The sequence below is a fragment of the Bradyrhizobium sp. 44 genome, from assembly GCF_023073095.1.
In the GTDB taxonomy this organism is placed as follows: domain Bacteria; phylum Pseudomonadota; class Alphaproteobacteria; order Rhizobiales; family Xanthobacteraceae; genus Bradyrhizobium.
Genome location: NZ_JADPIY010000014.1, coordinates 33,526 through 57,819, shown reverse-complemented (window position 1 = coordinate 57,819; position 24,294 = coordinate 33,526). Strand labels below are relative to the sequence as shown.

The window sequence follows — 24,294 nt, the reverse complement described above, 5'->3', positions numbered from 1 at the left end:
CCTCAAATCGAAGGTTTTCGGGACCGATGGCGCGCCAGTTCATCTATTTCATGCAGGGCCTGACCAAGAGCTACCCGACCCGGAAGGTGCTCGATAACATCCATCTGAGCTTCTACCCGGACGCCAAGATCGGCGTGCTCGGTGTCAACGGCTCGGGCAAGTCGACGCTGCTCAAGATCATGGCCGGCCTTGACAAGGAGTACAACGGCGAGGCCTGGGTCGCCCAGGGCGCCCGCGTCGGCTATCTCGAGCAGGAGCCGCATCTCGATCCGGCACTCAGCGTGCGCGAGAACGTCATGCTGGGCGTTGCCAAGCAGAAGGCTATCCTCGATCGCTACAACGATCTGGCGATGAACTACTCCGAGGAGACCGCCGACGAGATGACCAAGCTGCAGGACGAGATCGAGGCCCAGGGCCTCTGGGATCTCGACAGCAAGGTCGACCAGGCCATGGATGCGCTGCGCTGTCCGCCCGACGATGCCGACGTGTCGAAACTCTCCGGCGGTGAGCGCCGTCGCGTCGCACTGTGCAAGCTGCTGCTCGACCAGCCTGAGTTGTTGCTGCTGGACGAACCGACCAACCATCTCGACGCGGAATCGGTGTCGTGGCTGGAAGGCCATCTGCGCAACTATCCCGGCGCGATCCTGATCGTCACCCATGACCGCTACTTCCTCGACAACGTCACGAGCTGGATTCTCGAGCTCGATCGCGGCAAGGGCATTCCCTACGAGGGCAATTACTCGTCCTGGCTGCAGCAGAAACAGAAGCGGCTCGAGCAGGAGGGCCGCGAGGACGCTGCGCATCAGAAGACGCTCGCCCGCGAGCAGGAATGGATCGCGTCCTCGCCGAAAGCCCGCCAGGCCAAATCCAAGGCGCGTTATCAGCGCTATGACGAGCTCCTGAAGCAGGCGAGCGAAAAGCAGACACAGACCGCGCAGATCACGATTCCGGTGGCCGAGCGCCTAGGTCAGAACGTGGTCGACTTCGAAGGGCTCAGCAAAGGTTTCGGCGATCGCATGCTGATCGACGATCTCACTTTCAAGCTGCCGCCCGGCGGTATCGTCGGCGTGATCGGCGCCAACGGCGCCGGCAAGACCACGCTGTTCAGGATGATCACCAAGCAGGAACAGCCGGACAAGGGCACCATCACGGTCGGCGAGAGCGTTCATCTCGGTTACGTCGACCAGTCGCGCGACGCGCTCGATGGCAGCAAGAACGTGTGGGAGGAGATCTCCGGCGGCAACGAGCTGATCCTGCTCGGCAAGAGGGAAGTCAATTCACGCGGCTATTGTTCGTCGTTCAACTTCAAGGGCGCCGACCAGCAGAAGAAAGTCGGCGCGCTCTCCGGCGGTGAACGCAACCGCGTGCACCTTGCGAAAATGCTGAAATCCGGCGCCAACGTGCTGCTGCTCGACGAGCCGACCAACGACCTCGACGTCGACACGCTGCGTGCGCTCGAAGAGGCGCTGGAGGATTTCGCCGGGTGCGCCGTCATCATCAGCCATGATCGCTGGTTCCTCGACCGCATCGCGACCCACATCCTGGCCTTCGAGGGCGACAGCCATGTCGAATGGTTCGAGGGCAACTTCCAGGACTACGAGAAGGACAAGATGCGCCGGCTCGGCCAAGACAGCATCATTCCGCATCGCGTGAAGTACAAGAAGCTGACGCGGTGATCTCGGCATGATGCGGCGGGTGCTCATAGCTGCGGTGATCGCTATCACCTGCGGCCTGTCGCCCGCCCGCGCTGCCGACGCCGCTTTCACGCAGTTCATCGCCTCGCTGTGGCCGGAGGCGGAGGCCGCTGGCGTGTCGCGCGCGACGTTCGAACGAGAGACGCGCGGCCTCGAGCCGGATTACAAGCTGCCGGATCTGATCCTGCCGGGGCGGCCCGCGACCGGGGCGCCGTCGCAGGCCGAGTTCGTGCAGGTGCCGGCGGACTATGTCAGGGAAGCCTCGATCGCGCGGCTTGCGGGCGAGGGGCAGCGGCTGCTGCAAAAATATCGTCCGGCCCTGACCGAGATCGAGAAGAGCTCGGGCGTGCCGGCCACCGTCATGCTGGCGATCTGGGGCCGCGAGACCGACTATGGCCGCTACACACTGCCTTACGATCTCGTGCGCGTGCTGGCGACGCAGGCCTATGTCGGCCGCCGCAAGGACACCTATCGCAACGAGTTCATCCTCTCGCTGAAAATTCTCGGTGACGGCGTGGTGACACGCAAGGACATGCGCTCGTCCTGGGCCGGCGCGACCGGGCTCACGCAATTCCTGCCGTCCGAATATTACAAGCACGGCGTCGATTTCGACCGCGACGGCCGCATCGACATCTGGCATTCGGTGCCGGATGCGCTGGCCTCCGCCGCGCAACAGCTCGTCAACAAGGGCTGGCAGAGCGGCGTGCGCTGGGCTTACGAGGTGCAGGCACCGGCCAAGGTCGATTGCACCGCTGGCGTGCCCGAGATGACGAAGCCGATCGGCCAGTGGCTGCGCGAAGGCTTTGTGCCGGTGCGTGGACAAAAGCTCACTGCCGCCGAGCAGGCCCAGCCGGCCTCGCTGCTGCAACCCGAAGGCATCTACGGCCCGTCCTTCCTGACCACGAAGAACTACTTCGTCATCAAGGAATACAATTTCTCCGATCTCTACGTGCTGTTCGTCGGCCATCTCGCCGACCGCATGACGAGCCCGCAACCGTTCGCGACGCCGTGGTCTGCCTCGAAGCAATTGCGAACCAGGGATGTCGAGGCGATGCAGCGCGGGCTCACGCGCGCGGGGCTCTACAAGGACAAGATCGACGGCAAGGCGGGCATGCAGACGCGCGCTGCGCTCGGCGCCTACCAGAAGTCCGCAGGCCTCAAGGTCGATTGCTGGCCGAGCGAAGAGGTGCTGCGCTCGATCCAGGCGGCGCCGTAGGCGCAGGGCTGGCCAAAAGAAAAAGCCCGGCCGAGGTGCTCGGCCGGGCTTCGATCGCGGCGCTCATGAGCGCCATGCGATCAGATCAGTAGCAAACGCGAACCGGGCGGACGGTCCAGCCGTAGCCATCCCAGTAGCGCTGGCGCTGCCAGTAGCAAGGCGGCGGCGGCGGGCCGGGCTCGGCCACGTAAACCGGTCCACCATAGGCGGGACGGCTCGATGCGATTGCGCCGCCGACGATCGCGCCGCCGATCAGGCCGGCTGCGATGCCGACGCCGACGCCGTCATGGGCCTGGGCGGATGGCGTAGCGGTCACCAGCGAACCGGCGATCGTCGCAACCGTGAGGGCGGCAACTAAAGTCTTCTTCATACTCTTGGCTCTCCTGAGAGATGGAATGCTCCTTGTTAGGAGCGCCCGGGGTTCAAAGGTTCACGCAGACTCTGATGGAATTGGCCTTGCAGCTAGGAAGCGCGCAAATGGTCAATCCGCGGTAAACGCGCACGGAGCTGTGACGAGAAAAAGCGGTCTTTTTCAGGCCCCTAGATGAACGGCGCATCTGGAATGAACCGGCTTGGGGCGACTTCAGCCACAGACTCTGGCGCGGCGGACGCGCCAGGCATAACCGTCCCAGAAGCGCTGCTTCTGCCAGACGCAGCCGTTGCCGTAATAGTCGTCGGCGACGTAGCCCGGGCCTGGCGCGTAGTAGCGCGGCGGATAGTAGCCGGGGCCATATCCCGGACCATATGCGTAGCCGGGGCCATGGCCGGGCCCGTAATAGTACGGAGAGGCCAGCGCCCCACCGACAATGGCGCCCCCGATGATTCCGGCTGCCACGCCCGCGGCAACGCCGCGTTGCGCCTGGGCTGGTGTAGCGGCGCTGAGGGCCACAGCGGCGACGGCAGCGATTGCCAGGAGCGACTTCTTCATTGACTGACCTTTCGAGCAAAACACGCGGGAACTCTTTGGGGGTAAAGTTCCATATTTCGATTGAATGATCAATGAACGGCACCTTTGCCGGGGGCGACCAATTAACATGGACCGCAGCTCTGCCAGGGGAGGGCGATGATGGGCAACGCGATGATAAATGCATTGATCGCTGCCGGGATCGTCGTCGCGATCGGCTACGGCTGGATCACCCATCTCCAGAACCGCGGCCAGCGGCGCTCCCGCGCCGGGGCCAGCGGCAATAGCGGTGGCGACACCTCCGCGGGCACGAGCGACGGCTTCTCATTGGGGAGCTGGTTTTCCAGCGACAGTTCCGGCAGTTCGACCGACGGCGGCAGCTGTTCCAGCAGCGATGGCGGCAGTAGCGGCGGAGATTGCGGGGGCGGCGGCGATGGTGGAGGCGGCGGAGGCGACTAGATCCGCCGCAATCTTGATCCAGCGCAAAGAATTTTTTTAGAGCCGTTCTAGGCTGTTTCCGGGCTAGTTTGGAATAGCTTCAAATTCCGCTTTTTCCTTTTGCATCCGGCCGGCCCCTTAAATATCGATGATGGCGCATCACCAAAGGGCCTGCCGCTTCCATGATCGTTTGTTCCTGTAACGTGCTGAGCGATGACGACATCCGCGCCGCCGTCGCCGAGTCCGACGACGCCGTGCGCCATGCCAAGCAGGTCTATGGATGTCTCGGCTGTAGCGCCGAATGCGGCCGCTGCGCCCGGACCATCAAGACCATTATCGATGAAGCGCTCGGCCCCTGTGCCTCGTCCTGCTGCTCCGGCTGTCCGCACAGTCACACTGTGGCCGCCAATGACGAGACGGCCCAGCCGGCCGAGTTCGCCCTCGCGGCCTGCTGAAATCTTCCGCAACCCTGACTGAGCTTTTCCCCGGCTGCGTCCCCGTAGCCGGTTGCTCCAGTCCTCAAACTCATTTAGAAGCGTTCTAAATTCGGTTTACGGCCGATTTGGACTGCAAGAGCTGGAGTGAACCATGCAGGGCGACGCAAAAGTTATCGACTATCTCAACAAGGCACTGCGTCACGAGCTGACTGCGATCAACCAGTACTGGCTGCACTACCGCTTCCTCGACAATTGGGGCCTGCGGGACATGTCCAAGGTCTGGCGCAAGGAGTCCATCGAGGAGATGGAGCACGCCGACAAGCTCACCGAGCGGATCCTGTTCTTCGACGGCTTCCCGAACATGCAGGTGCTCGATCCGTTGCGTATCGGCCAGAACGTCAAGGAGATCATCGAGTGCGATCTCGCCGCCGAGATGAGCGCGCGGGCGCTCTACCAGGAAGCGGCGACCTACTGCCACAGCGTCAAGGACTACGTGACGCGCGACCTGTTCGAGAAGCTGATGAGCGACGAGGAGCACCACATCGACTTCCTCGAGACCCAGCTCGACCTGATCGGCCGCATCGGCCTTGAGCTCTACACCCAGAAGCACGTTGGCGGGCTCGAGGGCGAGGGGCACTAGTTCGGCGCGTTAGCGCTGCCACAAACTCCGTGCCGGTCTGATGCGCAATTGCGCGCCAGGCCGGGACGACAGTCCACGACGCCAGCTACAACTGCGTCTTGTAGAGCTCTTCCACGATCTCCTGGCTCTGCGGCTCACCGAGGCCGGTCTGCTCGTGGACCACCTCGACGATGCTCGGCATTACCGAGCGCGGCACCTTCTCGGATGACCACAGCTTCGAGCGCATCAGGGCCTTGCCGCAGTGGAAATAGACTTCGCTGACGGCGACGTTCAGCACTGCGCGCGGCGACTTGCCAAATTCCACCATTGAGGCGAGCAGGTCCGGATCGGCCGACAGCGTGCCGCGACCGCCGACGCGCAGCGTCTCGTCGATGCCGGGGACGAAGAACAACAGATGCACGAAGCCCGAGCCCTCCACCACATTCCGAAAACTGTCGATCCGGTTGTTGCCGGAGCGATCAGGCATCAGCAACTGGTTGGGGCCGGCGATGTGGACGAAGCCAACGCCGCCGCCGCGTGGTGAGGCATCGACGCTGCCATCGGCTCCCGACGTCGCGAGCACACAAAACGGCGACATCTCGATGAATTTCTTCGCGTGCGCATCGATCGCGGGGCGCGCTTTCGCGATCACGCGCGGGCTCGGCTGGGCATAGATGGTAGCGAGGTCTTCGGCGCAAAGATCAGTCACGAAGGTCTCCCTGGTGGAATGTCTGAGAATATCATCTCCCGGCGCGATCGCTATCCCCCTCGTCACGCCGCCACGGCCAGTCGATCACGCCAGCGCAGTACAAAGCCCACCAGATCAGCACCGGCTGCAGCGCCAGCCGCGGCCCGTGATAGAGCCAGCTGTTGGGGATGGGTGGAAGGTCGATGCCCTCCAGGGCATGCTTGATGTTGGCCGGCCACACGCAAAGCGCATAGAGCGCGAGCGCAACGCCTGCCCACCAGCGCAGCGGCTTCGTCACCAGCGCAACCGCTCCTGCGATCTCGCAAACGCCAGTGATGAGGATCAGCTGTGTTGCAAACGGAACCCAAGCCGGCGTGATCGCAAGCAGCTTGTCGGGAACCCGCAGATGCGCGATGCCGGCCACGATGTAAAACGCTGCCAGCACAAAGCGCATCACAGCGCGCGTTCTGTCGTTCGCAGGAGCCATCGGCCGAACTAGCACGCGCGGCGCCGAGGCGCTATCGCGCGCTACACCGCATCGGCCGGCACGAAGCAACTAATGATGACGGCGCCGCGGTGACGGACGTACCACACAACGGCCTGACCCACCGGATTGCCGCGGTCGCGGATGATGGCGCGCTCGGGCACCTCCATCCATTGTCCCTCGATCGGCACCCAATAGGCACCGCTGCGCACGTCGTACTCCGTGCGATGGCCGTCGGAGACGTCACAGCAGGGCACGCCGTTCGGTGCGATCACGCTCTTGAACCAGGCGCGGATGTCGGGCGGGACGTGATCATATTGCCCGTTGTCGAACGCGAACGCGGCGCCCGTCAGTGCCGCGAGCCAAACGCACAGTGCGAGCCTGTGCATGCGATCCTCCTCATCGCCTGTCGTGCCGTTGGCGCGTGATTTTCCCACGCGTCGATTCGGACATCGACGCAATTAAGCCCGAGCCGTCAGCGTAATGCATGCTCAAATAATATGCGGGCTAGACGACCGTTGATGCGATGCAAAATCAGCGGCGCGCAGATTCGATCGTTTGCTGCGGCGCGGCTTGCAGAAATTGCTGGATCTGCTCGCTGTAGAATTTGGCGTTTCCGGTGGTGCCGTGGCCGCGCGTCTCGGTGCTTGCCGGGATGAGATACAGTTTGCTGTTCTTGACCCGCGCCATCGCAGCGTCCGTGATGCCGGTCTCAGGCGGATTGCGTTCGTCGTCGGCTGAATTGATCAGCATCAGCGGCGCTTCGATGGCCCCCAGCTTCTCGCCGGCATTGTAGTCATGCGAGGACTCCCACTGGTAGACGAAGTCGTTGGCATCTGCCGTGATCGGCATGGCCAGCCGCTCGTCGACGATCTTGTCGGCCTTCGCCGCCGTCGGTGCCTGCGATTGATAGGCCAGCGTTCCACCGATGCTCGCGATGCCGTAGGCGGTGATGGCGTATTTCATCATGCGCGGCTGGCCGGTGTAATTGCCGCCATTGTAGTCGGGGTCGCTGCGGATGGTGTCGAGCATGATCCGCCGCAGCATCCAGTTGCGCGACGCCATCTCGGTCGGCTGCGAGGCCATCGGGATCAGCGCGTCCATCGCCTTCGGATATTTCTCGCCCCACAACCAGGTGTGCATGCCGCCCATCGAATTGCCGATGACGAGCCGCAGGTGCTTGACCCCGAGCCCTTCCGTCACCAGGCGATACTGAGCTTCGACCATGTCGTCGTAATCGTATTTCGGGAAGCTCGTCTTCATCCCGTCGGACGGTTTTGACGATTTGCCATGGCCGATATTGTCGGGGATGATGATGTAATATTTGGAGGCATCGAGTGGCTGCCCGGCGCCGAACAGCTCGCCGCCGAAGGCGGGTGACAGCATGCTCGCGCCCGAGCCGCCGGTGCCGTGCAGCACCAGGACGGGCTGGCCGCTCGGCTCACCCACCGTGATGTAGTGCAGCTTCAGCTCCGGCATGGTCTCGCCGGTGTGGAACTTGAAATCCCTGGCGACCCAGTCGCCCTGTTTCGGCGCCGGATAATCGGCCGCCCATGCGGATGTCGAGATGGCCGACAAAGAGACGGACAACAGAATGGCTGACAGCGCCGCGCAGGAAGCTTTCATGTCTATTTCCCCCGTGCGGCTCTGGTTGGCGGCCGCGTTGCAGCGGAACTTAGCAGAACTGTGCGGAAGGATGTAGGATTTCGTTTTCGCCGGTCGTCCTTGAGGGAAAGGTCAGGAGAGAATGCATGTGCCGCAACATCAAGACGCTGTTCAACTTCGAGCCGGAGGCGACGGAGGATGAGATCCACGCCAGCGCGCTCCAGTTCGTTCGAAAACTGTCCGGCTTCAACAAGCCGTCGCAGGCCAACGAGGCGGCCTTCGACCGTGCGGTGGCGGAGGTCTCGGAGGCTGCGCGAAAACTTCTGACGTCGCTGCACGCCCATGCCCCGGCACGCGACCGTGAGGTCGAGGCGGAAAAGGCCAAGGAACGTTCGCGGCTGCGGTTCGGTTAGGCGGCTCGCGCGTCCGTTCCGTGACCTGGCTCACGGTGAAAACGGTCTCAACGCGCGATGATGTTCGCCGGGCCTTTGACACCCGGGAGCACGACCATGAGCCGCCCTCTTCTTCCGCTGAAAGCAGGTGCCATCGTCTTCACGCTGCTGTGGACCGCGTGGATGACGTGGTGGAGCGGCTCGTTCTCGAGCGCGAACGTCGTGATCCTGGCCTTGTGCGGCGCAGCGGTCGGCTATCTCTGGTACCGCGCCATGCGCTGGCAATTCGAGCGCATGGGCATGCTGCCACGACGCGAGAATGGGACGAAATAGATTCGTCCGTCACTCCTTGTGGCCGTGCTTCTTCTTTTTCTTCTTCTTCCTGTGATTGTCGTCTTCGCTGCTCTCGTCCTCATCGCCGAAGGGTGCGTCGTCGGTTTCCTGCACGGCCGCTTCCAACGCGTCGCGCTCGGCGGCTTCACGCTCGCGCTGCCGGCGGCGCTCGTCCCAGGCGTCGAACAGCTGATCGAGCCACGGCAGCACCTGCTCGATCGACGGCAATGGGCCGGGCGGCCCGGCCTCGCCGCGCGGGCCTTGCGGCCCCGCCGGCCCTTGCGGTCCGACAGGTCCCGGTGCACCGGCCGCCCCGCGCGGTCCGGCTTCGCCCTGCTTGCCTTGCGGACCGGGCTTGCCCAGCGGTCCGGGCTTCCCGATCGGTCCCGGCTTGCCCTGAGGTCCTGGCTTGCCGCGCGCGCCATCCGGCCCGCGTTTGCCTGGATGACCCTGCGGTCCCGGCCGCCCCGGTTCGCCCTGCCGTCCGCGCGGTCCCTGAGGTCCCTGCCGTTTTTGTTCGTCTGCCACGCCGCTGCTCCCTTAACCGGAAGCAAGCTAATTAGCGGCGTTTGACGACAGCGGCAATTCCGCCCGGGCTCGCGCCTGCGCATGATCAACACCAATCGGCCGCACGTCGCGCGCTAGTCGTGATAGGCCGGCACCTCGATGCCGGACGCGGCATAGAGCCTGATCTTGTTGCGCAGCGTGCGCACCGAGAGGCCGAGCACGCGCGAGGCGCGCGTGCGATTGCCGTCGCAGCGCGCGAGCGTCTGCAGCACGAGCTCACGCTCGACCTCGTCGACGGTGGCGCCGATCAGCAGCGGAACGATCTGGTTCGGTGAAAGGACATACGCGCCCGGTTCGGACGCAGCGACATGAACAGTGGTCATCGACACACTCCCCGATCAACGCCCGCTTCCGTCTTTGGAAGCGGATCGAGAACAAACGACCCCCAAGCCGTAGATCTACGGTGGGCGGGTTTGGTTAACGAAAGGTTAACCGCAGGCGATCGCACGAATTGACCTTGGGAATGCCGCCGCACCGCCGCGATTGGCACGGATTGCATATTCCTGCGAGCATATCCTGCGTTACGGAGCGGGCATCACCCCGCTCACACCGTCCGGTATCCGCCGTCCACCATTACGATCGTTCCCGTGACGTAGGACGACATGTCCGACGCAAGGAAGATCGCGGGACCCACGATGTCCTCGGGCTTGCCGGTGCGCGCCAGCGGGGTGTGATCGACGAAGGCCTGCACCAGCGCCGGATTCGTCGCGCGCACATTGGCGTTGATATTGGTCTCGATGAAGCCCGGCCCGATCGCATTGACGCGCACGCCCTCCTTGCCGAGCTCGACCGCGAGCGCCTTGGTGAAGCCGAGCACGCCGTGCTTCGAGGTGGTGTAGGCCGCCGAGCTCGGCGTGCGCAGATGCACGAACGACTGAATCGAGCCGATATTGACGATGCGGCCCTTGGCTGCGCGCAAGGGGCTGAGGAACGCCTGCGTCATGTTGAAGACGCCGTTGAGGTTGAGCGAGATGATGTCGTTCCAGTCCTTCGCCACTGTTTCCGGCTCCGCGGTGAAGGCGTTGCGGCGGGTGATGCCGGCATTGTTGACGAGGATCGAGACCTGCCCGACCTTGTCGGCGACTTGCTTGGCGAGCGCAAAGCAGTCGTCGCGCTTGGTCACGTCGAGCGCAAAGCTCTCGGCCTTGCCGCCGGACTTGCGGATCTCCACGGCGGCTTCCGCGACCGTGTCGGCATTGACGTCGAGCAGCACCACCTGCGCGCCCTCGCGGGCGTAGCCGGAAGCGATCGCCCGGCCGATGCCGGATCCGGCGCCCGTGATGACGGCGATATGGTTTTGGAGGAGAGGCATGGGCGTTTCCTTGGCTGCTTGTTTTCAGCGTTGGGGGCAAGACTAGTTGAAAACGGAAGCGGCAGAAACGCCATGCCGCGCTGACGCCTTATGCAATCGGGCGTCGCGGTGAGTTCCGGTGGATGTGGCAAAGATGCCACGTCGCGGCACGAAGATCGCCAGTTCGTTCTTGTCTGATCCGCCGTCGCTTAGGTCCAAGAAGTTTGGCGCCGTCAGCGTCACATCTGTCTCGAATATTTGGGGCGGCGGCGATTCCGCGCGGACGGGGTATTGGGCATGAAGAAATTGAGGGGCGGAAGCGCGGCTCTGGTCGCGTTCGTAGCGACGGTGCCTGCCTTGGCGGCGGATATCGGGGGCGCGCCGACGTACAAGGTCCCATCGGCGGTCACGTCACTCTGGGGCGGATTTTATGCGGGTCTTGGGCTTGGTTTCCGTGGTTCGCGCACGGACGCCACGGCGACATCGGAGACGGTCGCCGGCGCCCCGCAGAATTTGGCGGACGGTCGGCCGACAAGCGCGTCCTTCGACGGGCTGGGCTTCCGCACCAGTGCCTTTAGCGGCTTCAACTGGCAATTGGCGCCGCAATGGATTGCGGGCCTCGAAGGCGATGTCGGCTTCGCCGACCAGTCCACCACGCGCCAATCGCTGGCCTTCTCCCCCGGCTTCGTCCGCTTCGCCTTGCCGCCCGACAGCCTGACCGTAAAGACCGAGTGGGACGCCAGCCTGCGTGCCCGTCTCGGCTTCCTGCTCACACCTGCCACGCTGGCCTATGCGACCGGTGGCATCGCCTGGCAGCGTAGCTACATCAATTCGAACTGCGCCAACTGTCCCGGCCTTACGTTTTCGCCCGCCGTGATTTCCGCATCGTCTATCCAGGTTGGTTGGACCGTCGGTGGCGGCATCGAGACCGCGCTGGGCGGCAATTGGTTTGCACGCGCCGAATATCGCTACGCCGATTTTGGCGCTACACCGTTCACCATTGCTCGGACCGCCGTGCCCGCTTCGGGCTTCAATTCGACCGCGGACAAATTTGATCTCAAGATTCAGACTCACGCCGCCTCGTTCGGCCTGGCCTACAAGTTCGGCGACCCGATCGTGGCAGGAGCGCAGGCAGCGATGATCACCAAGGCAGCGCCGATCGCGATGTCATGGACCGGCCCGTATCTCGGTCTTGGACTCGGCGTCCGCGCGCAGCAGGTGGATACGGCGGCAACGTCGGAACTGTTTGGCGTTGCACTGATCCCGCTCGAGAAGAACACCGTGCCGTTCAACGGCACCGCCTTCCGCGCCAGTCCCTATGCCGGCGTCAACTGGCAATTCGCGCCCAAATGGGTCGCCGGCATCGAAGGCGACGCCGGCTTTGCCGACCGGACCGTCACGCTGAGCGGATATCCGGTGTCGCCGGCGTTCGGCACCTTCCACGAGAGCGCCGATTCCCTTGTGGTGAAGTCAACATGGGACGCGAGCCTGCGCGCGCGTCTCGGCTTCCTGGTGACGCCGGCGACGCTGCTATTCGCGAGCGGCGGTGCGGCGTGGCAGCATGACGAGGTGATCTCGACCTGCGGGAGCGCGCCCTGCCGGACCTTGTTTAATTTATCGCCGTCGGTGATAACGAACTCCACGACGAAACTGGGCTGGACCCTCGGTGGTGGCCTTGAGACGGCGCTAGGCCATCACTGGCTGGCGCGCGCCGAATACCGCTTCGCCGATTTCGGCACGTCGACTTACGCAATCGGCCGAACGTCGCACTTCGCGCCCAGCAACACCGTCGATACTTTCGATGTCACACTGCGCACCCACGTTGCGGCTTTCGGTCTCGCGTATCAGTTCAACTGATCCGTGCCGGGTCTGGCGGCCCATCCGGCGGGGGCGTAACGACCGCGATGCGGTCTGCATGCAGCTGTGACAATTTCCTTCAGGATTCGTTTCGAAGTTTCATGAAAGGCTAACTCGAAATTAAGGGGTCGGAAACGGCGGCCTTGGCATACTGGTCCTGATTGCTAAACGTTGCGGGCATGATGGAACGGCTTGAATCCTGGAAACTCGCACTCGAACGCCTGCGGTCGGCGGACGGCGCCGATTGGACCGAGGCGGGCCGTGTCGTGACCGAGATCGCGCGGATGAGCACCGATACCATGCTGCGTCAGGCCGCCGAGCAGGCGCTTCCGGTGCTGCGCCAGGCCGTGGACAATGACGATCCCAGCGTCACGCTGGCGGCCCGGCGCCGTCTCGGCGTGGTGCTCGATGTCGTTCACGACCTGACCGCGCCGCGCTTCGGCCGCCGCAATGCTGCGCCGAAAAAATTGTCCAGCGAGGATCGCGCCCGAAAGGTGCTCGGCCTGCCGCTCGCGGTGCAGCTCACCTGCGAGGACATCAACCAGGCCTATCGCCGCGCCGCCAAGGGCATGCACCCCGACCAGGGCGGCAGCGCGCAGGCGTTCATCGACCTCGCCGCCGCGCGCGATATCCTGATCCATCCCCGCGCCTACAAGGACGCGTGAGGGCTCAGCTCTTGTTCACGCAACTCGGATAGGGCGCGGCTTCGCCGGCCAAAATCGGGCAGAGCTCGATCGGGCTGAGCGCGCGCAAACGCGCCTGCCAGCGGTCGTCGTTCACCGGCGGTTCGTCGCTTTCGGGGCCGCGCTCGGCCCACTGGATCGTATAATAGTCGGTCGTGCCCTTCAGCGTGACCAGGAGCGCGGTCTCGCTGTGCCGGGTCGGGCCGCTGTCGACGCGGCCGCAGCCGATCACGGCGACGAAACCTTCGAAGCGGCCGAACGCGGTGGCGCCAAGCGACCTTGCCGCAAAGCTGTCGGGGCAGGCGGATTTGAAACCGCCTGCGATCGAGCCCGCGAATCTTTCCGGCGATGAACCGGGAGTGGTCGTCATGCCCTTCTCGCCGGTCACGGTGATCATCTCGGTCCAGCGTTCGGGCGTCTCGCCCTTCAGCACGGCCTCGCGGATATAGTGGCCGCCCTTGGTGTTCTCGAACACTGCGGAAAAATTCGAAGGCATCGCGAAGCTGACAAGCTGGCCGAACACCGGCGAGATCACGCGGAAGGATTGCGGGGCCTGTGCGTTCGCTGTTGCGGCGAGAAGCAGCGATGCGGCCAGAACCGTGGCTGTCGTCGGCGCGCGCATCGATTGGCTCCAAAGCCAGGAGGTGAAAAAACAAGCGGGCAAAAACAAGCGGGCAAGGATGCTGGTTGGCGCGGGACGCTGGGGAGGCGCCCCGGACAAGATGTGAGTAGGTCCGCCAACGGGCCAGGTTCAAAGCGCGTACGCGGAAAATGCGCGATGTCGGCCGAAAAACCAATGGCGCGTCCAAAAAGAAAAGGACGGACCGCTCGCGCGATCCGCCCCTTGAAATCCGGTCTGTCGCCTCACGCCTAGAGCGTGCAGCGGCGCTCCGCGCGCAGCTTGATCTGGAGCTCCGAGGCGGCCGTGAAAGTCGGGAGCGGCTTGCTGACGACCTTGTAGGTCGACACGCCCCACTGGAACGGCTTGTACTTCAGGTCCTCGTTCCAGACCTGGCAGATGCCGGTGTTGTCCCAGCGGATCACGTAATAGCCGACCGCCGCAGAGGCCGGCACGGCGAACACGGAGGTGGCGATGCCGGCAACGGCACAGAGGGCGAGAACGCGACGCATGAAATATCTCCTGATGGGAACGTGAGAGGAAACTGGTGCGGCAAAATGGTGCGGCTGGCAAGCGGGGCGGCGACCGTTCACGGATATGTCAGCCGTTCGCCGGCTGTTCGAACGATCCTTATCCCTTGACTATCGCCTGACGAGCACACGTCTACCCCTTGGCCAGCGACGCCACCGCCTCGATCTCGATCAGCATCTTCGGATCGGGCAGTGCGTGGACCACGCAGGTGGTGCGGGCGGGGTAGGGCGGCGGGCCGAAGGCGCCGGCATAGAGCGCGTTCATGGCGGCCACGTCGGAGGCGCGGGTCAGCAGCACGTTGACCTTGACGAGATCGCGGATCTCGGCGCCGGCCTCCGCCAGCACGCGCTTGATGTTGACGGCGACGTTGACGAACTGCGCATCGAAGCCATCGGGCAGCGCGCCGGTCGCGTCGAAGCCGGGAATGCCGGAGACGAACAGGAGATCGCCGGCGCGCGTGGCAAAGGACAGCGGCGGCGCCTTGACGTGCGGCGGGGGCGCGAAATGCTGGATCGGCATGGGATCACCTCGGGTGGACGGCTGGACGTGCCAGCGTAGCGACAGGTCGGGGCGCCTCCAACAAAAAACGCGAAAACAACCCCATGCACAGTAGGCATCCGGCGGAAATCATTGATGTTTCTTTTTGACTTCGGGAAAAGCAAAATATCATTTGCTCCGTCGGGCAAAACAGGGGCAGAATGGCATGATGGCGGGTGAGCGTCTTGTCGCGCCAGACTCCGCCGTCATGCCCCGTCTCGACCGGGGCACCCAGGACGCCGCGGCGTCTCGGTTCACCATCGCTCTCTCTGGAATACTGGATCGCCCGGTTAAACCGGGCGATGACAGTTGAACGCGTTGCTAAAGACCGCGACTCACGCCCAGCCCATCATGTTGCCGCCCCGATCCATCGGATACATTCGCGGCGTCTGATTCGTTTTCCTCCTTGAAGAATAGCCCCCCGGAGACCCCCATGAAGTTCGCATCAACCTTCCGCGCCGCACTGCTCGGCGTCGCCGCGCTGGCCGGCCTCTCGACCTCGGCGCTGGCCGACGGCGGCACCGTGGTGCTGACGATCTACAAGGCGGGCTGGATCATCGGCGGCTCCGGCGGCTCGGGCGTGATGAACTTCCGCGGCCGCGCCTATTCGCTCTCGACCGGCGGTCTCGACTACGGCCTCGTGTTCGGCGGCTCCAAGACGGTGCTGCGCGGCCGCGTGTCCAACATCAACCGGCCCTCCGACATCGCCGGCGTCTACGGCGCCGCCGGTGCCGGCATCGCAGTGGGCAGCGGCGCCCGCGCCATCGTGCTGACCAACCAGAAGGGCGCCGTGCTCGAGCTGTCCGGCACGCAGGTCGGCCTGATGGCGAATGCGGATCTGAGCGGGCTTGCGATCACGATGCGGTAGGAGCGGCGATCAGCTCAATTCGTAACCCGCATGAGCGACAGCGACATGCGGGTCAACCCTGAGCCCCGGATGTCGCTGTCGCTCATCCGGGCTAAGTTCCCGTCACCGCTGCATGAATCCGCTCGCAATGCGCGACGAGATTCGCGTGCGCATCGACGAAGGCCTTCAGCGGCGTCGGGATCGGAAAGAAGAAAATGTTGGCGATGAAGCCGTAGATCCCGGCATCGATGCTGGCAGGCGCCGCGCCGTGCACGAAGCCGTTCGCCGGCACGATCTCCGCCAGCACCTGCAGATCGGCAAGCCCCCGCGCATAGGCCTGCTCGGGCGTATAGCGGCCGATGCCCTGGAATTGGTAGCGCTGCGCATTATACGCCTTCGCCTTCTCGAACCCTGCCGCATCGATCTGCTTGTGCTGCGCGATGAAGGCATCGCGGAACGCGGGATAGAAGCGCTCGTCCTTCCAGCGCGAATACGACATCACCCAATAGAGATCGTCGAGCATGCGCGTGACGAAGTGGTTGGTGCGGCGCTGCTCCGGTGAAAGCCCCGCGTCGATCGTGAGGCGGTATCTCGCCGTCGCGTGCGCGATGATGGTCTCGCTGTCGCCGATGGTCTCGCCGTCATCCACGATATAGGGCAGCTGCCCGCGCGGCGCGGCGGAGGAATCGAACACATGCTCGTGCACGAACGGTACGCACGCGAGCTTCAGGAAGGCATAGACCTTGAGGCCGTAGCCGTTGTTGTCGGCGACGCCGAACAGCTCTGGATAGGAATAGAGGGTCAGCATGGGACGCGCTCCTCAAGCTGAAGTCGTATCGCCGCAGTGACGCCCTTGCAACAGTCTCGCGCTTTGTGCGCCGCCTCGCTCGGCGGACGATCGGCATCGTCGCGGGTTTGCCCCGACAACGCCACCCGGGATTGTTATACTCCGCATCCCCGTGACATCAGCGATGGTGACCCTATGGCGAGAGACTTGGAAGGCAAGGTTGCAGCCGTGACCGGGGCTGCGTCGGGCATCGGATTGGCCAGCACCGAGGCGATGCTGGCCGCGGGCGCGCGCGTGGTGATGGTCGACCGCGACGAGGCCGCGCTCAAGGCGCTCTGCGACAAGCACGGCGACGCAGTGATGCCGCTGCTGGTCGACCTGCTCGACCCAAAAGACTGCGCAACGCTGCTGCCGCGCGTTCTGGAGCAGGCCGGCCAGCTCGACATCCTGCATGCGAATGCCGGCACGTATGTCGGTGGCGATCTGGTCGATGCCGACACCATGGCGATCGACCGGATGCTGAATTTGAATGTCAACGTCGTGATGAAGAACGTGCACGACGTGCTGCCGCACATGATCGCGCGCGGGACCGGCGACATCATCGTCACGAGCTCGCTGGCGGCGCATTTTCCGACGCCATGGGAGCCGGTCTACGCGTCGTCCAAATGGGCGGTCAACTGCTTCGTCCAGACGGTGCGGCGCCAGGTCTTCAAGCACGGCATCCGCGTCGGCTCGATCTCGCCCGGTCCGGTCATCAGCACCCTGCTTGCGGACTGGCCGCCGGAGAAGCTGAAGGAAGCCAGGGACTCCGGAAGCCTGCTGGAGGCCAGCGACGTGGCCGAGGTCGTGATGTTCATGTTGACGCGGCCGCGCGGCATGACAATTCGTGACGTGGTGATGCTGCCGACCAATTTCGATCTTTAGAGCGCTGCGGGTTACGCTTCGCTAACTGCCCTGCGAACCCTTCGATGCGGCGGTGAAAACCGCCAATTGCGCGTCGAACGCGCGCCTGAAAGCGGGCCGTGCTTCGCCGCGGGCGACGTAGGCGGCGATTTCTGGATATTCGTCCAGCAGGCCTGACGCGTTCAACCGGCGCAGCACCGTCACCATCATGAGATCGCCGGCGCTGAACGCACCGTCGAGCCAGTCGGCATCGCCGAGGCGGCGGGACAATTCGCCGAGCCTGACACGGACGCGATCCTGCAGCATGGGCAGCCGCTCCGCGTACCAACTCTTGTCGCGCTCGAACAGCATGGCCATCCCGAGCTCGACGGTCGGCGGCTCCAGCGTGCTCAGCGCGGCAAACATCCACGCGATCGCGCGGACCCGGGCGTTGGCGTCGTCAGGCAGCAGCCCGGCATGGCGCTCGGCGATATGGAGCACGATGGCGCCGGACTCGAACAAGGCGAGATCGCCGTCCTCATAGGTCGGAATCTGCCCGAACGGATGCAGGGAGAGATGCGCGGGCGCCTTCATGTCCTCGAACGAAACCAGACGCACGTCGTAAGGCTGGCCGACCTCCTCGAGCGCCCAGCGCACCCGCATGTCGCGGGCCTGTCCGCGGCCGCGGTCGGGCGAGTTGGCGAAGCCGGTGATGGTGGGGGGCATGGGAGGTCTCCATTCGTCGTCATTGCGAGCGCAGCGAAGCAATCCAGACTACAACCGAGGAGACAGTCTGGATTGCTCGTCGCAAGGGCTCCTCGCAATGACGAGGTTTGTGGCAGCGCGCCCCTCACAGATCACGATGCCAGCGAGGTGTTCGGTTCAGCGCTTTGCGTCCAGAGGACGAACGACCGGCGCGGATTCCGACAGATTATCTCGTTTTTTGCTCGCGCACTGTCGGGGTTGAAAAATTCCACGTCTCATGTCGGAACGTCCCGCGCAGCCTCGTCCTTGGAACATCGGCGCGCCGCCGCGCGCCCGCCCGAGGCAAAAGGATATCCGTTCATGACCTCCATCACGCCGTTTCTCTGGTTCGACAACAACGTGCCGGAGGCCGTCGCCTTCTACAAATCGGTGTTCCCCAACGCCAAGGTTGAGACCGTCAGCGACTTCATGGCGGTGTTCGAGCTCGAAGGCCAGCGCTTCAACGCGCTCAATGGCGGGCCGCAATACAAGTTCAACGAAGCGGTGTCGTTCTTCGTCAGCGTGGAGACGCAGGCGGAAGTCGACTATTTCTGGGACAGGCTCACCGCCGACGGCGGCGAGGAATCCCGCTGCGGCTGGCTCAAGGACAAGTTCGGCCTGTCCTGGCAGGTGATCCCATCAGCGCTCGGCCGCTACCTCGGCGATCCCGACCGCAGCAAGGCGAACCGTGTCATGCAGGCGATGATGCAGATGAGGAAGATCGTGATTGTGGATCTGGATAGGGCGTATGCGGGGTGAGGGGCTGAAGGATGTAGTTTGCAGACGCGAGGTGGTGGGTTACGCTGCGCTCACCCACCCCGCGAACCCCAGATCCGAGACCTGCCCATGCTGGATAGTTTCGTATGGCCCGAGCCGGACGGGGCTCCCGACGAGATACTGTTCCGCAACGTTCGGGAACACGGCTGCCATCTGATGGGCATCGCCGCTGCGGCGCAGACCCCCGCTTATGTTTTCTCGATTGGCCTCTACCTCAACTACGCGCACGCCGAACTCGTCTTGTTCGGGCTCGACTCCAAGGACGCTTGCGCCGTCATCAACGCCGTTCGCGACCGAGCCGCAGCGGGACGGCGCTACGTCGCGGGCGACGTTTGCGACGACCTTCCGCTCGAGCGTAAGGTCTGCTTCGTCGAGGTGCCGCTCAGGGCCTATGAAGCCTATCTCGGCACGGCGATCTGGTTCTATGCAAGATTGCTGTGGCCGTTTCCCTGCCTTCAGATCGTATGGCCGGATCGCGAGGGACGGTTTCCTTGGGAAGCGGGGTACGATGTGAGTCTCAAAACGTATCAACCGGTGTTGAGATCGTTTTCCTGAAGCTTGCCGATCCACTCGGCCAAATCGTGCCACGGCTCCAATGTCCAATGCCCGGACGCCGCGCCCGACGGCGAGGGCAGCACGAACACCTCAGGCAAAATCTCATCGCGCTTCTGCCGCCCCAGCGCAATCACGCTCGACGGCCTGCCATAAAACAAGCTCGCGGCCTTCTTGCTCGTGAACGCAATAGTCCTCGGGCGATACTTCTCGATCTTGGCCCTGAATCCCGGCACGTCGATCGTCTCAGCCGCGATCTGGTGATCCATCCCGGCGCCCGACTTGGAGAGATCGGTGAAGCCGATCCCGAGCTCGAGCAAGCTTGCGAACTCGCCCGGCTGATAGCGCCGCGGCGTGATCCCGGCCTCATCGATCGCACGCCAGAAGCGGTTGCCGGGATGGGCGTAGTAGTGCCCGAGCTCGGCCGAGCGCGTGCTGGCGGCGGTGCCGACGAAGACGAGGCGGAGATTGGGGCGGAGTTGATCCGGGAGGCGGTGGGGGAATGTATCGGGCACGTCAATTATCCGCGGCTGTAGCCCGCATGAGCGGAGCGATATGCGAGATGGCAAAGACCCGGATGTCGCTGCGCTCATCCGGGCTACGCTTGCTGGCGTTAGTCCGATTTGCGCGTCACACGCAACGCCCGAGCCGCTTCTAGTTCATAAATTCCGTTGGTGCAGTGTCCTGTCAAAAGATCGAGGCTGAATGATATCCAAGAGTCTCCAATGGGAGACCATGCCTCGCCGGTGAGCATGGTTTCTTGAACATTTATCTTGCGGAAGCCATCCCACGAAATCTGCGGACTATTCCATCGCAAATTATCTGACCGAATTGCGCTGAAATCGACCGACCCTTGGAAAACGACTAATCCAAGAGCCGGTACGGCAATTGCACGCGCAGTGTCACTTGCAATGCGATCTCGAACGGCGTGGTGTTCCGGATCGATAATGCAAGTATCGCCGCGAGCGACAACGATCACGTCTCTTCCGTTGGGATGATCGAGCACAGTCGTGTAATCGAAGATGCCTCCCACGAAATTGCCGATCCATGGATCGGAATCGTTGGGATAGAAGCGGACTACCAAACCTTCCCGAAATTCGCGCTCACCGCGCCCGGTTAAAGAGATGGCCGGAGGTCCGTACGGTGGTAGTCCTGGTAGTATTTCAAACCGCATGGGCTGTTCGTATTGCGTTTCCAACTTTGGGGGCGACGACCGTCGCCCCCAGAATTCGCACGGGCGCCCCTCACAACACCCGATTGCTCTCCTTCACCTTCTCCGCATCGAGATACAAGCTCTCGCCCATCTCCTTGAACTTCGCGCTCATCTGCTTCATGCCGTCTTCGGCCGTCCCGCTCATCGACATCCCCACGCCGTTGGGATCGTTCAGCGTCGCCGCATAGTCCCGCACGTCCTGCGTGATCTTCATCGAGCAGAATTTTGGACCGCACATCGAGCAGAAATGCGCGACCTTGTGGGCTTCCTTCGGCAGGGTCTCGTCGTGGAAGTTCTTGGCGGTCTCGGGGTCGAGGCCGAGGTTGAACTGGTCGCTCCAGCGGAAGTCGAAACGGGCGCGGGAGAGCGCGTCGTCGCGGAGCTGCGCGGCCGGGTGGCCCTTGGCCAGATCGGAGGCGTGGGCGGCGATCTTGTAGGTGATGACGCCGACCTTGACGTCGTTGCGGTCGGGCAGGCCGAGATGCTCCTTCGGCGTGACGTAGCAGAGCATGGCGCAGCCGAACCAGCCGATCATGGCCGCACCGATGCCCGAGGTGATGTGGTCGTAGCCCGGCGCGATGTCGGTGGTCAGGGGCCCGAGGGTGTAGAACGGGGCTTCGCCGCACTCCTTGAGCTGCTTGTCCATGTTGATCTTGATCTTGTGCATCGGCACGTGGCCGGGGCCTTCGATCATGACCTGGCAGCCCTTGTCCCATGCGATCTTCGTGAGTTCTCCGAGCGTCTCCAGCTCGGCAAACTGGGCGCGGTCGTTGGCGTCGGCGATCGAGCCCGGGCGCAGGCCGTCGCCGAGCGAGAACGAGACGTCATACTTGCGCATGAGATCGCAGATCTCGTCGAAATGCGTATAGAGGAAGCTCTCCTTGTGATGCGCGAGGCACCACTTCGCCATGATCGAGCCGCCGCGCGAGACGATGCCGGTGACGCGGTTGGCGGTGAGGTGGATGTAGGGCAGGCGCACGCCGGCGTGGATGGTGAAATAGTCGACGCCCTGCTCGCACTGCTCGATCAGCGTGTCCTTGTAGAGCTCCCAGGTCAGCTTGACCGGATCGCCGTCGCACTTCTCCAGCGCCTGATAAATCGGAACGGTGCCGATCGGCACCGGCGCGTTGCGCAGGATCCATTCGCGGGTGGTGTGGATGTTGCGGCCCGTCGAGAGGTCCATCACGGTGTCGGCGCCCCAGCGGATCGCCCACACCATCTTCTCGACCTCTTCCTCGACGGATGAAGTCACTGCCGAGTTGCCGATATTGGCGTTGATCTTGGTCAGGAAGTTGCGGCCGATGATCATCGGCTCGAGCTCGGCGTGGTTGATGTTGCAGGGGATGATGGCGCGGCCGCGCGCGATCTCAGCTCGGACGAATTCCGGGGTGATGAAGGCGGGGACTTCCGCGCCAAAGCTTTCGCCGTCGGCGAGGGCTGCTTCCGCGCGCTCGAGCTGCTCCTTGCGGCCGAGGTTTTCGCGGGCGGCGACGTAGATCATCTCCTTGGTGATGATGCCGGCGCGGGCGAATTCGAGCTGGGTGATCTTGTGGCCGTCGAGGCCGCGCAGCGGCTGGTGATAGGCCGAGAAGGCGCGCGCGGCCTTGTCGGTGGAGACGCTGCCATTGTCTTCCGGCTTGATCTGGCGGCCCTGATATTCCTCGACGCCGCCGCGCTCCAGCACCCAGGCCTTGCGGCCGCGCGCGAGACCGGCGTTGACGTCGATGGTCACGCTCGGGTCGGTGTAGGGGCCGGAGGTGTCGTACACCGGCAGGTTCGGCTCGCCGGCGCCTTCGGACAGGATGATCTCGCGCAAGGGCACGCGCAGATCAGGCGCGGCGTCGGGCGAAGCGAAGATTTTTCGCGACGAGGGCAGCGGGCCGGTGGTGACGGCGGGGACGGTCTTGTCGGGATTGGAGCGGATGTTCATGGGATCCTCCTTGAGTTCGTTGATGTCGTTGCGCGTGCGTCAATTGCGACTGTCATCCCCGCGAAGGCGGGGATCCAGTACTCCGAGACGGTGCGGCTCAAGCCGAGAAGCCGCGGCGTACTGGATCGCCCGGTCAAGCCGGGCGATGACGACGGAGTGTGTGGATGGCCTGGGAGGTGAAGCATCACGCGGCCTCCGCAGGCAGGCCGAGCCATTGCCGCACCCGCGCATCCGGGTCGGCGTTCTGGGTGACGTCGGAAACGACGGCGATGGAATCTGCGCCCGCGGCAAAGATCTCCGCGGCGTGCTCGAACTTGATGCCGCCGATCGCGACCAGCGGGATATTGCCAATGCGCTTTTTCCATTCCGTGATCTTCGGAATGCCCTGCGGCTCGAAGCGCATCGACTTCAAGGTGGTGAAGAAGATCGGGCCCAGCGCGACATAGTCGGGCTCGGCGGCGAGCGCGGTTTCCAGCTCGTCCTCGTCATGCGTTGAGACGCCGAGCGACAGGCCGGCCTCGCGGATGGCAGCGAGGTCGGCGTCGGCCAAGTCCTCCTGGCCGAGATGCAGATATTTCGCGCCGGCGACGATCGCGGCGCGCCAATAGTCGTTGACGACGAGCTTGGCCGGCGTGCCCGCGGTGATCGCGAGCGCGTCGGTGACCATCTGCAGCGATTGGGAGTCGTCGAGGTCCTTTGCGCGCAGCTGAATGGTGCCGACGCCGAGCCTGGTCAGGCGCTCGATCCAGGCCAGGCTGTCGACGACCGGATAAAAGCGATCAGGATACGGCATGCCAAAAAGGTGTCCCAACGACAGGGGTGGAAGGGGAGGCGAAATCGCGGGCGTTCATCAGCCCGGCCTCAAAAGCGGTGCGGCCGGCCTCGATGCCGAGGCGGAAGGCGTTAGCCATGGCGACGGGATCGGTGGCCTTGGCGATGGCGGTGTTGAGCAGCACGGCGTCGTAGCCGAGTTCGAGCGCCTCTGCGGCGTGCGACGGCGCGCCGATGCCGGCGTCGACCACCAGCGTGATATCGGGCAGCCGCTCGCGCATCAGCTTGAGCGCGTCACGGTTGGTGATGCCTTTTGCGCTGCCGATCGGCGCTGCCCACGGCATCACCACCTTGCAGCCGGCATCGACCAGGCGGTTCGCAACCGAAAGATCCTCGGTGCAATAGGGGAACACTTCAAAGCCGTCCTTGATCAGGAGGCTTGCTGCCTCGACCAGGCCGACGACGTCGGGCTGCAGCGTGTCGTTGTCGGCGATGACTTCGAGCTTGATCCAGCTCGTGCCAAACAATTCGCGTGCGAGCTTGGCGGTGGTCACCGCCTCGCGCACGCTGCGGCAGCCGGCGGTGTTCGGCAGCACGGTGACGTCGAGCTCGCGGATCAGATTCCAGAACGCGTCCCCAGTCTTGCCGCCGGCGGATTCGCGCCGCAGCGACACCGTGACGATGTTCGAACCCGAGGCGCGGATCGCCGCCTGCATGATCGCAGGCGAGGGATAGAGCGCGCTGCCGATCAGGAGGCGGGAGGGGAAGGTTTTGCCGTAGAAGGTCACCATGTCGGTGTCTCCTCGATTGACGCAGTCATCCCCGCGAAGGCGGGGATCCAGTACGCCGCGGCCGTGCGGCTGGAGCCGAGACGCCGCGGCGTACTGGATCGCCCG

At 63.9% G+C, this 24,294-nt stretch carries 32 protein-coding genes; 13 read left to right on the top strand and 19 right to left on the bottom strand.

Annotation, left to right across the window (positions count from 1 at the left end):
• The first annotated feature begins 26 nt into the window (after window positions 1–26).
• Together ettA and IVB41_RS11125 are read left to right on the top strand one after the other, a co-directional pair.
• The gene (gene ettA, locus IVB41_RS11130) at window positions 27–1,676 is read left to right on the top strand and encodes an energy-dependent translational throttle protein EttA (RefSeq protein WP_247287912.1); all 1,650 of its coding nucleotides are present in this window, start codon (window positions 27–29) and stop codon (window positions 1,674–1,676) included.
• Between the two features lie 7 nt (window positions 1,677–1,683).
• On the top strand, window positions 1,684–2,910 hold the full coding sequence (locus IVB41_RS11125; RefSeq protein WP_247430950.1) for a lytic murein transglycosylase: 1,227 nt from the start codon (window positions 1,684–1,686) through the stop codon (window positions 2,908–2,910).
• Between the two features lie 85 nt (window positions 2,911–2,995).
• Here IVB41_RS11125 and IVB41_RS11120 read toward each other — a convergent pair whose 3' ends face one another.
• Both IVB41_RS11120 and IVB41_RS11115 read right to left on the bottom strand, forming a co-directional pair.
• Window positions 2,996–3,280, bottom strand: coding sequence for a hypothetical protein (locus tag IVB41_RS11120; protein ID WP_007613695.1), 285 nt, complete (start codon window positions 3,278–3,280; stop codon window positions 2,996–2,998).
• Window positions 3,281–3,493: 213 nt separating this feature from the next.
• Entirely contained in the window at window positions 3,494–3,838 is a 345-nt protein-coding gene (locus IVB41_RS11115) for a hypothetical protein (protein ID WP_247430947.1), read from the bottom strand.
• A gap of 135 nt (window positions 3,839–3,973) precedes the next feature.
• Here IVB41_RS11115 and IVB41_RS11110 point away from each other — a divergent pair, with 135 nt between their 5' ends.
• The 3 genes from IVB41_RS11110 to bfr all read left to right on the top strand — a co-directional run bounded on the left by IVB41_RS11110 (window position 3,974) and on the right by bfr (window position 5,329).
• Window positions 3,974–4,273: a hypothetical protein gene (locus tag IVB41_RS11110; protein WP_247430944.1), complete on the top strand. Its 300-nt coding sequence runs from the start codon at window positions 3,974–3,976 to the stop codon at window positions 4,271–4,273.
• 161 nt (window positions 4,274–4,434) lie between these two features.
• On the top strand, window positions 4,435–4,707 hold the full coding sequence (locus IVB41_RS11105; RefSeq protein ID WP_247430941.1) for a bacterioferritin-associated ferredoxin: 273 nt from the start codon (window positions 4,435–4,437) through the stop codon (window positions 4,705–4,707).
• A gap of 133 nt (window positions 4,708–4,840) precedes the next feature.
• Complete coding sequence (bfr, locus tag IVB41_RS11100) at window positions 4,841–5,329, top strand: bacterioferritin (protein ID WP_007600720.1); 489 nt, start codon at window positions 4,841–4,843, stop codon at window positions 5,327–5,329.
• Window positions 5,330–5,414: 85 nt separating this feature from the next.
• Here bfr and IVB41_RS11095 read toward each other — a convergent pair whose 3' ends face one another.
• The 4 genes from IVB41_RS11095 to IVB41_RS11080 form a co-directional block, all read right to left on the bottom strand.
• On the bottom strand, window positions 5,415–6,017 hold the full coding sequence (locus IVB41_RS11095) for an MSMEG_1061 family FMN-dependent PPOX-type flavoprotein (RefSeq protein WP_247358545.1): 603 nt from the start codon (window positions 6,015–6,017) through the stop codon (window positions 5,415–5,417).
• Between the two features lie 31 nt (window positions 6,018–6,048).
• Window positions 6,049–6,450 (bottom strand): DoxX family protein, encoded by a 402-nt coding sequence (locus IVB41_RS11090; RefSeq protein ID WP_371180160.1) that lies wholly within the window; start codon window positions 6,448–6,450, stop codon window positions 6,049–6,051.
• 74 nt (window positions 6,451–6,524) lie between these two features.
• The gene (locus IVB41_RS11085) at window positions 6,525–6,869 is read right to left on the bottom strand and encodes a hypothetical protein (RefSeq protein WP_247358549.1); all 345 of its coding nucleotides are present in this window, start codon (window positions 6,867–6,869) and stop codon (window positions 6,525–6,527) included.
• A gap of 145 nt (window positions 6,870–7,014) precedes the next feature.
• Window positions 7,015–8,106 carry an alpha/beta fold hydrolase gene (locus IVB41_RS11080; RefSeq protein ID WP_247430934.1) on the bottom strand — a complete coding sequence of 364 codons (1,092 nt, stop codon included), beginning with the start codon at window positions 8,104–8,106 and terminating at the stop codon, window positions 7,015–7,017.
• A gap of 125 nt (window positions 8,107–8,231) precedes the next feature.
• Between IVB41_RS11080 and IVB41_RS11075 the strand changes: the two genes are divergently transcribed.
• The gene (locus tag IVB41_RS11075; RefSeq protein ID WP_247430931.1) at window positions 8,232–8,498 is read left to right on the top strand and encodes a DUF2277 domain-containing protein; all 267 of its coding nucleotides are present in this window, start codon (window positions 8,232–8,234) and stop codon (window positions 8,496–8,498) included.
• Between the two features lie 96 nt (window positions 8,499–8,594).
• A complete protein-coding gene (locus IVB41_RS11070; protein WP_018454140.1) occupies window positions 8,595–8,810 on the top strand; it encodes a hypothetical protein in 216 nt (71 codons plus the stop codon).
• A 9-nt stretch (window positions 8,811–8,819) separates the two neighbouring features.
• Here the strand turns inward: IVB41_RS11070 and IVB41_RS11065 are convergent, their stop codons facing one another.
• The 3 genes from IVB41_RS11065 to IVB41_RS11055 form a co-directional block, all read right to left on the bottom strand.
• Window positions 8,820–9,338, bottom strand: coding sequence for a collagen-like protein (locus tag IVB41_RS11065; protein WP_247430928.1), 519 nt, complete (start codon window positions 9,336–9,338; stop codon window positions 8,820–8,822).
• Between the two features lie 113 nt (window positions 9,339–9,451).
• A complete protein-coding gene (locus IVB41_RS11060; RefSeq protein ID WP_018454141.1) occupies window positions 9,452–9,700 on the bottom strand; it encodes a helix-turn-helix domain-containing protein in 249 nt (82 codons plus the stop codon).
• A 221-nt stretch (window positions 9,701–9,921) separates the two neighbouring features.
• A complete protein-coding gene (locus IVB41_RS11055; RefSeq protein WP_247358554.1) occupies window positions 9,922–10,689 on the bottom strand; it encodes an SDR family NAD(P)-dependent oxidoreductase in 768 nt (255 codons plus the stop codon).
• A 276-nt stretch (window positions 10,690–10,965) separates the two neighbouring features.
• Between IVB41_RS11055 and IVB41_RS11050 the strand changes: the two genes are divergently transcribed.
• Entirely contained in the window at window positions 10,966–12,525 is a 1,560-nt protein-coding gene (locus IVB41_RS11050) for an outer membrane protein (protein WP_247430925.1), read from the top strand.
• Between the two features lie 179 nt (window positions 12,526–12,704).
• Window positions 12,705–13,190, top strand: coding sequence for a J domain-containing protein (locus tag IVB41_RS11045; RefSeq protein WP_247430922.1), 486 nt, complete (start codon window positions 12,705–12,707; stop codon window positions 13,188–13,190).
• 4 nt (window positions 13,191–13,194) lie between these two features.
• Here the strand turns inward: IVB41_RS11045 and IVB41_RS11040 are convergent, their stop codons facing one another.
• The 3 genes from IVB41_RS11040 to IVB41_RS11030 form a co-directional block, all read right to left on the bottom strand.
• Entirely contained in the window at window positions 13,195–13,830 is a 636-nt protein-coding gene (locus tag IVB41_RS11040) for a hypothetical protein (protein ID WP_247430918.1), read from the bottom strand.
• Between the two features lie 248 nt (window positions 13,831–14,078).
• Window positions 14,079–14,339: a hypothetical protein gene (locus IVB41_RS11035; protein ID WP_007613673.1), complete on the bottom strand. Its 261-nt coding sequence runs from the start codon at window positions 14,337–14,339 to the stop codon at window positions 14,079–14,081.
• A gap of 151 nt (window positions 14,340–14,490) precedes the next feature.
• The gene (locus IVB41_RS11030) at window positions 14,491–14,877 is read right to left on the bottom strand and encodes a RidA family protein (protein WP_247430915.1); all 387 of its coding nucleotides are present in this window, start codon (window positions 14,875–14,877) and stop codon (window positions 14,491–14,493) included.
• Window positions 14,878–15,328: 451 nt separating this feature from the next.
• Between IVB41_RS11030 and IVB41_RS11025 the strand changes: the two genes are divergently transcribed.
• Window positions 15,329–15,763: a hypothetical protein gene (locus IVB41_RS11025; protein ID WP_027570637.1), complete on the top strand. Its 435-nt coding sequence runs from the start codon at window positions 15,329–15,331 to the stop codon at window positions 15,761–15,763.
• 91 nt (window positions 15,764–15,854) lie between these two features.
• Here the strand turns inward: IVB41_RS11025 and IVB41_RS11020 are convergent, their stop codons facing one another.
• Complete coding sequence (locus IVB41_RS11020) at window positions 15,855–16,550, bottom strand: glutathione S-transferase family protein (RefSeq protein WP_247430912.1); 696 nt, start codon at window positions 16,548–16,550, stop codon at window positions 15,855–15,857.
• A 174-nt stretch (window positions 16,551–16,724) separates the two neighbouring features.
• Between IVB41_RS11020 and IVB41_RS11015 the strand changes: the two genes are divergently transcribed.
• Entirely contained in the window at window positions 16,725–17,453 is a 729-nt protein-coding gene (locus IVB41_RS11015) for an SDR family oxidoreductase (protein ID WP_247430910.1), read from the top strand.
• A gap of 21 nt (window positions 17,454–17,474) precedes the next feature.
• Here the strand turns inward: IVB41_RS11015 and IVB41_RS11010 are convergent, their stop codons facing one another.
• Entirely contained in the window at window positions 17,475–18,137 is a 663-nt protein-coding gene (locus IVB41_RS11010; protein WP_247430907.1) for a glutathione S-transferase family protein, read from the bottom strand.
• Window positions 18,138–18,476: 339 nt separating this feature from the next.
• Here IVB41_RS11010 and IVB41_RS11005 point away from each other — a divergent pair, with 339 nt between their 5' ends.
• Window positions 18,477–18,914, top strand: a complete 438-nt coding sequence (locus IVB41_RS11005; protein ID WP_247358565.1) for a VOC family protein — start codon at window positions 18,477–18,479, stop codon at window positions 18,912–18,914.
• 87 nt (window positions 18,915–19,001) lie between these two features.
• Entirely contained in the window at window positions 19,002–19,487 is a 486-nt protein-coding gene (locus tag IVB41_RS11000; protein WP_247430904.1) for a DUF4262 domain-containing protein, read from the top strand.
• Here IVB41_RS11000 and IVB41_RS10995 read toward each other — a convergent pair.
• The 5 genes from IVB41_RS10995 to IVB41_RS10975 form a co-directional block, all read right to left on the bottom strand.
• The gene (locus IVB41_RS10995; protein ID WP_247359179.1) at window positions 19,460–19,999 is read right to left on the bottom strand and encodes a mismatch-specific DNA-glycosylase; all 540 of its coding nucleotides are present in this window, start codon (window positions 19,997–19,999) and stop codon (window positions 19,460–19,462) included. The genes IVB41_RS11000 and IVB41_RS10995 overlap by 28 nt on opposite strands.
• 98 nt (window positions 20,000–20,097) lie before the next feature.
• Window positions 20,098–20,658 (bottom strand): hypothetical protein, encoded by a 561-nt coding sequence (locus IVB41_RS10990; protein WP_247430900.1) that lies wholly within the window; start codon window positions 20,656–20,658, stop codon window positions 20,098–20,100.
• A 70-nt stretch (window positions 20,659–20,728) separates the two neighbouring features.
• Window positions 20,729–22,627 carry a phosphomethylpyrimidine synthase ThiC gene (gene thiC, locus IVB41_RS10985; protein ID WP_247430897.1) on the bottom strand — a complete coding sequence of 633 codons (1,899 nt, stop codon included), beginning with the start codon at window positions 22,625–22,627 and terminating at the stop codon, window positions 20,729–20,731.
• Window positions 22,628–22,811: 184 nt separating this feature from the next.
• Complete coding sequence (locus IVB41_RS10980; protein ID WP_247430894.1) at window positions 22,812–23,420, bottom strand: thiamine phosphate synthase; 609 nt, start codon at window positions 23,418–23,420, stop codon at window positions 22,812–22,814.
• Window positions 23,407–24,189: a thiazole synthase gene (locus IVB41_RS10975; RefSeq protein WP_247430891.1), complete on the bottom strand. Its 783-nt coding sequence runs from the start codon at window positions 24,187–24,189 to the stop codon at window positions 23,407–23,409. Before IVB41_RS10975 ends, IVB41_RS10980 begins: the two co-directional genes overlap by 14 nt.
• Between the last annotated feature and the right edge of the window lie 105 nt (window positions 24,190–24,294).

Coding starts and splice junctions, on each gene's coding strand:
- ettA (WP_247287912.1), top strand. CDS start 27: ATGGCGCGCCAGTTCATCTATTTCATGCAGGGCCTGACCAAGAGCTAC.
- IVB41_RS11120 (WP_007613695.1), bottom strand. CDS start 3,280: ATGAAGAAGACTTTAGTTGCCGCCCTCACGGTTGCGACGATCGCCGGT.
- IVB41_RS11080 (WP_247430934.1), bottom strand. CDS start 8,106: ATGAAAGCTTCCTGCGCGGCGCTGTCAGCCATTCTGTTGTCCGTCTCT.
- IVB41_RS11010 (WP_247430907.1), bottom strand. CDS start 18,137: ATGCCCCCCACCATCACCGGCTTCGCCAACTCGCCCGACCGCGGCCGC.
- IVB41_RS11090 (WP_371180160.1), bottom strand. CDS start 6,450: ATGCGCTTTGTGCTGGCAGCGTTTTACATCGTGGCCGGCATCGCGCAT.
- IVB41_RS11035 (WP_007613673.1), bottom strand. CDS start 14,339: ATGCGTCGCGTTCTCGCCCTCTGTGCCGTTGCCGGCATCGCCACCTCC.
- IVB41_RS11060 (WP_018454141.1), bottom strand. CDS start 9,700: ATGACCACTGTTCATGTCGCTGCGTCCGAACCGGGCGCGTATGTCCTT.
- IVB41_RS11055 (WP_247358554.1), bottom strand. CDS start 10,689: ATGCCTCTCCTCCAAAACCATATCGCCGTCATCACGGGCGCCGGATCC.
- thiC (WP_247430897.1), bottom strand. CDS start 22,627: ATGAACATCCGCTCCAATCCCGACAAGACCGTCCCCGCCGTCACCACC.
- IVB41_RS10990 (WP_247430900.1), bottom strand. CDS start 20,658: ATGCGGTTTGAAATACTACCAGGACTACCACCGTACGGACCTCCGGCC.
- IVB41_RS11085 (WP_247358549.1), bottom strand. CDS start 6,869: ATGCACAGGCTCGCACTGTGCGTTTGGCTCGCGGCACTGACGGGCGCC.
- IVB41_RS11115 (WP_247430947.1), bottom strand. CDS start 3,838: ATGAAGAAGTCGCTCCTGGCAATCGCTGCCGTCGCCGCTGTGGCCCTC.
- IVB41_RS11025 (WP_027570637.1), top strand. CDS start 15,329: ATGAAGTTCGCATCAACCTTCCGCGCCGCACTGCTCGGCGTCGCCGCG.
- IVB41_RS11045 (WP_247430922.1), top strand. CDS start 12,705: ATGATGGAACGGCTTGAATCCTGGAAACTCGCACTCGAACGCCTGCGG.
- IVB41_RS11020 (WP_247430912.1), bottom strand. CDS start 16,550: ATGCTGACCCTCTATTCCTATCCAGAGCTGTTCGGCGTCGCCGACAAC.
- IVB41_RS11105 (WP_247430941.1), top strand. CDS start 4,435: ATGATCGTTTGTTCCTGTAACGTGCTGAGCGATGACGACATCCGCGCC.
- IVB41_RS11040 (WP_247430918.1), bottom strand. CDS start 13,830: ATGCGCGCGCCGACGACAGCCACGGTTCTGGCCGCATCGCTGCTTCTC.
- IVB41_RS10975 (WP_247430891.1), bottom strand. CDS start 24,189: ATGGTGACCTTCTACGGCAAAACCTTCCCCTCCCGCCTCCTGATCGGC.
- IVB41_RS11125 (WP_247430950.1), top strand. CDS start 1,684: ATGATGCGGCGGGTGCTCATAGCTGCGGTGATCGCTATCACCTGCGGC.
- IVB41_RS11110 (WP_247430944.1), top strand. CDS start 3,974: ATGATGGGCAACGCGATGATAAATGCATTGATCGCTGCCGGGATCGTC.
- IVB41_RS11050 (WP_247430925.1), top strand. CDS start 10,966: ATGAAGAAATTGAGGGGCGGAAGCGCGGCTCTGGTCGCGTTCGTAGCG.
- IVB41_RS11005 (WP_247358565.1), top strand. CDS start 18,477: ATGACCTCCATCACGCCGTTTCTCTGGTTCGACAACAACGTGCCGGAG.
- IVB41_RS11000 (WP_247430904.1), top strand. CDS start 19,002: ATGCTGGATAGTTTCGTATGGCCCGAGCCGGACGGGGCTCCCGACGAG.
- IVB41_RS11070 (WP_018454140.1), top strand. CDS start 8,595: ATGAGCCGCCCTCTTCTTCCGCTGAAAGCAGGTGCCATCGTCTTCACG.
- IVB41_RS11030 (WP_247430915.1), bottom strand. CDS start 14,877: ATGCCGATCCAGCATTTCGCGCCCCCGCCGCACGTCAAGGCGCCGCCG.
- IVB41_RS10980 (WP_247430894.1), bottom strand. CDS start 23,420: ATGCCGTATCCTGATCGCTTTTATCCGGTCGTCGACAGCCTGGCCTGG.
- IVB41_RS11075 (WP_247430931.1), top strand. CDS start 8,232: ATGTGCCGCAACATCAAGACGCTGTTCAACTTCGAGCCGGAGGCGACG.
- IVB41_RS11015 (WP_247430910.1), top strand. CDS start 16,725: ATGGCGAGAGACTTGGAAGGCAAGGTTGCAGCCGTGACCGGGGCTGCG.
- bfr (WP_007600720.1), top strand. CDS start 4,841: ATGCAGGGCGACGCAAAAGTTATCGACTATCTCAACAAGGCACTGCGT.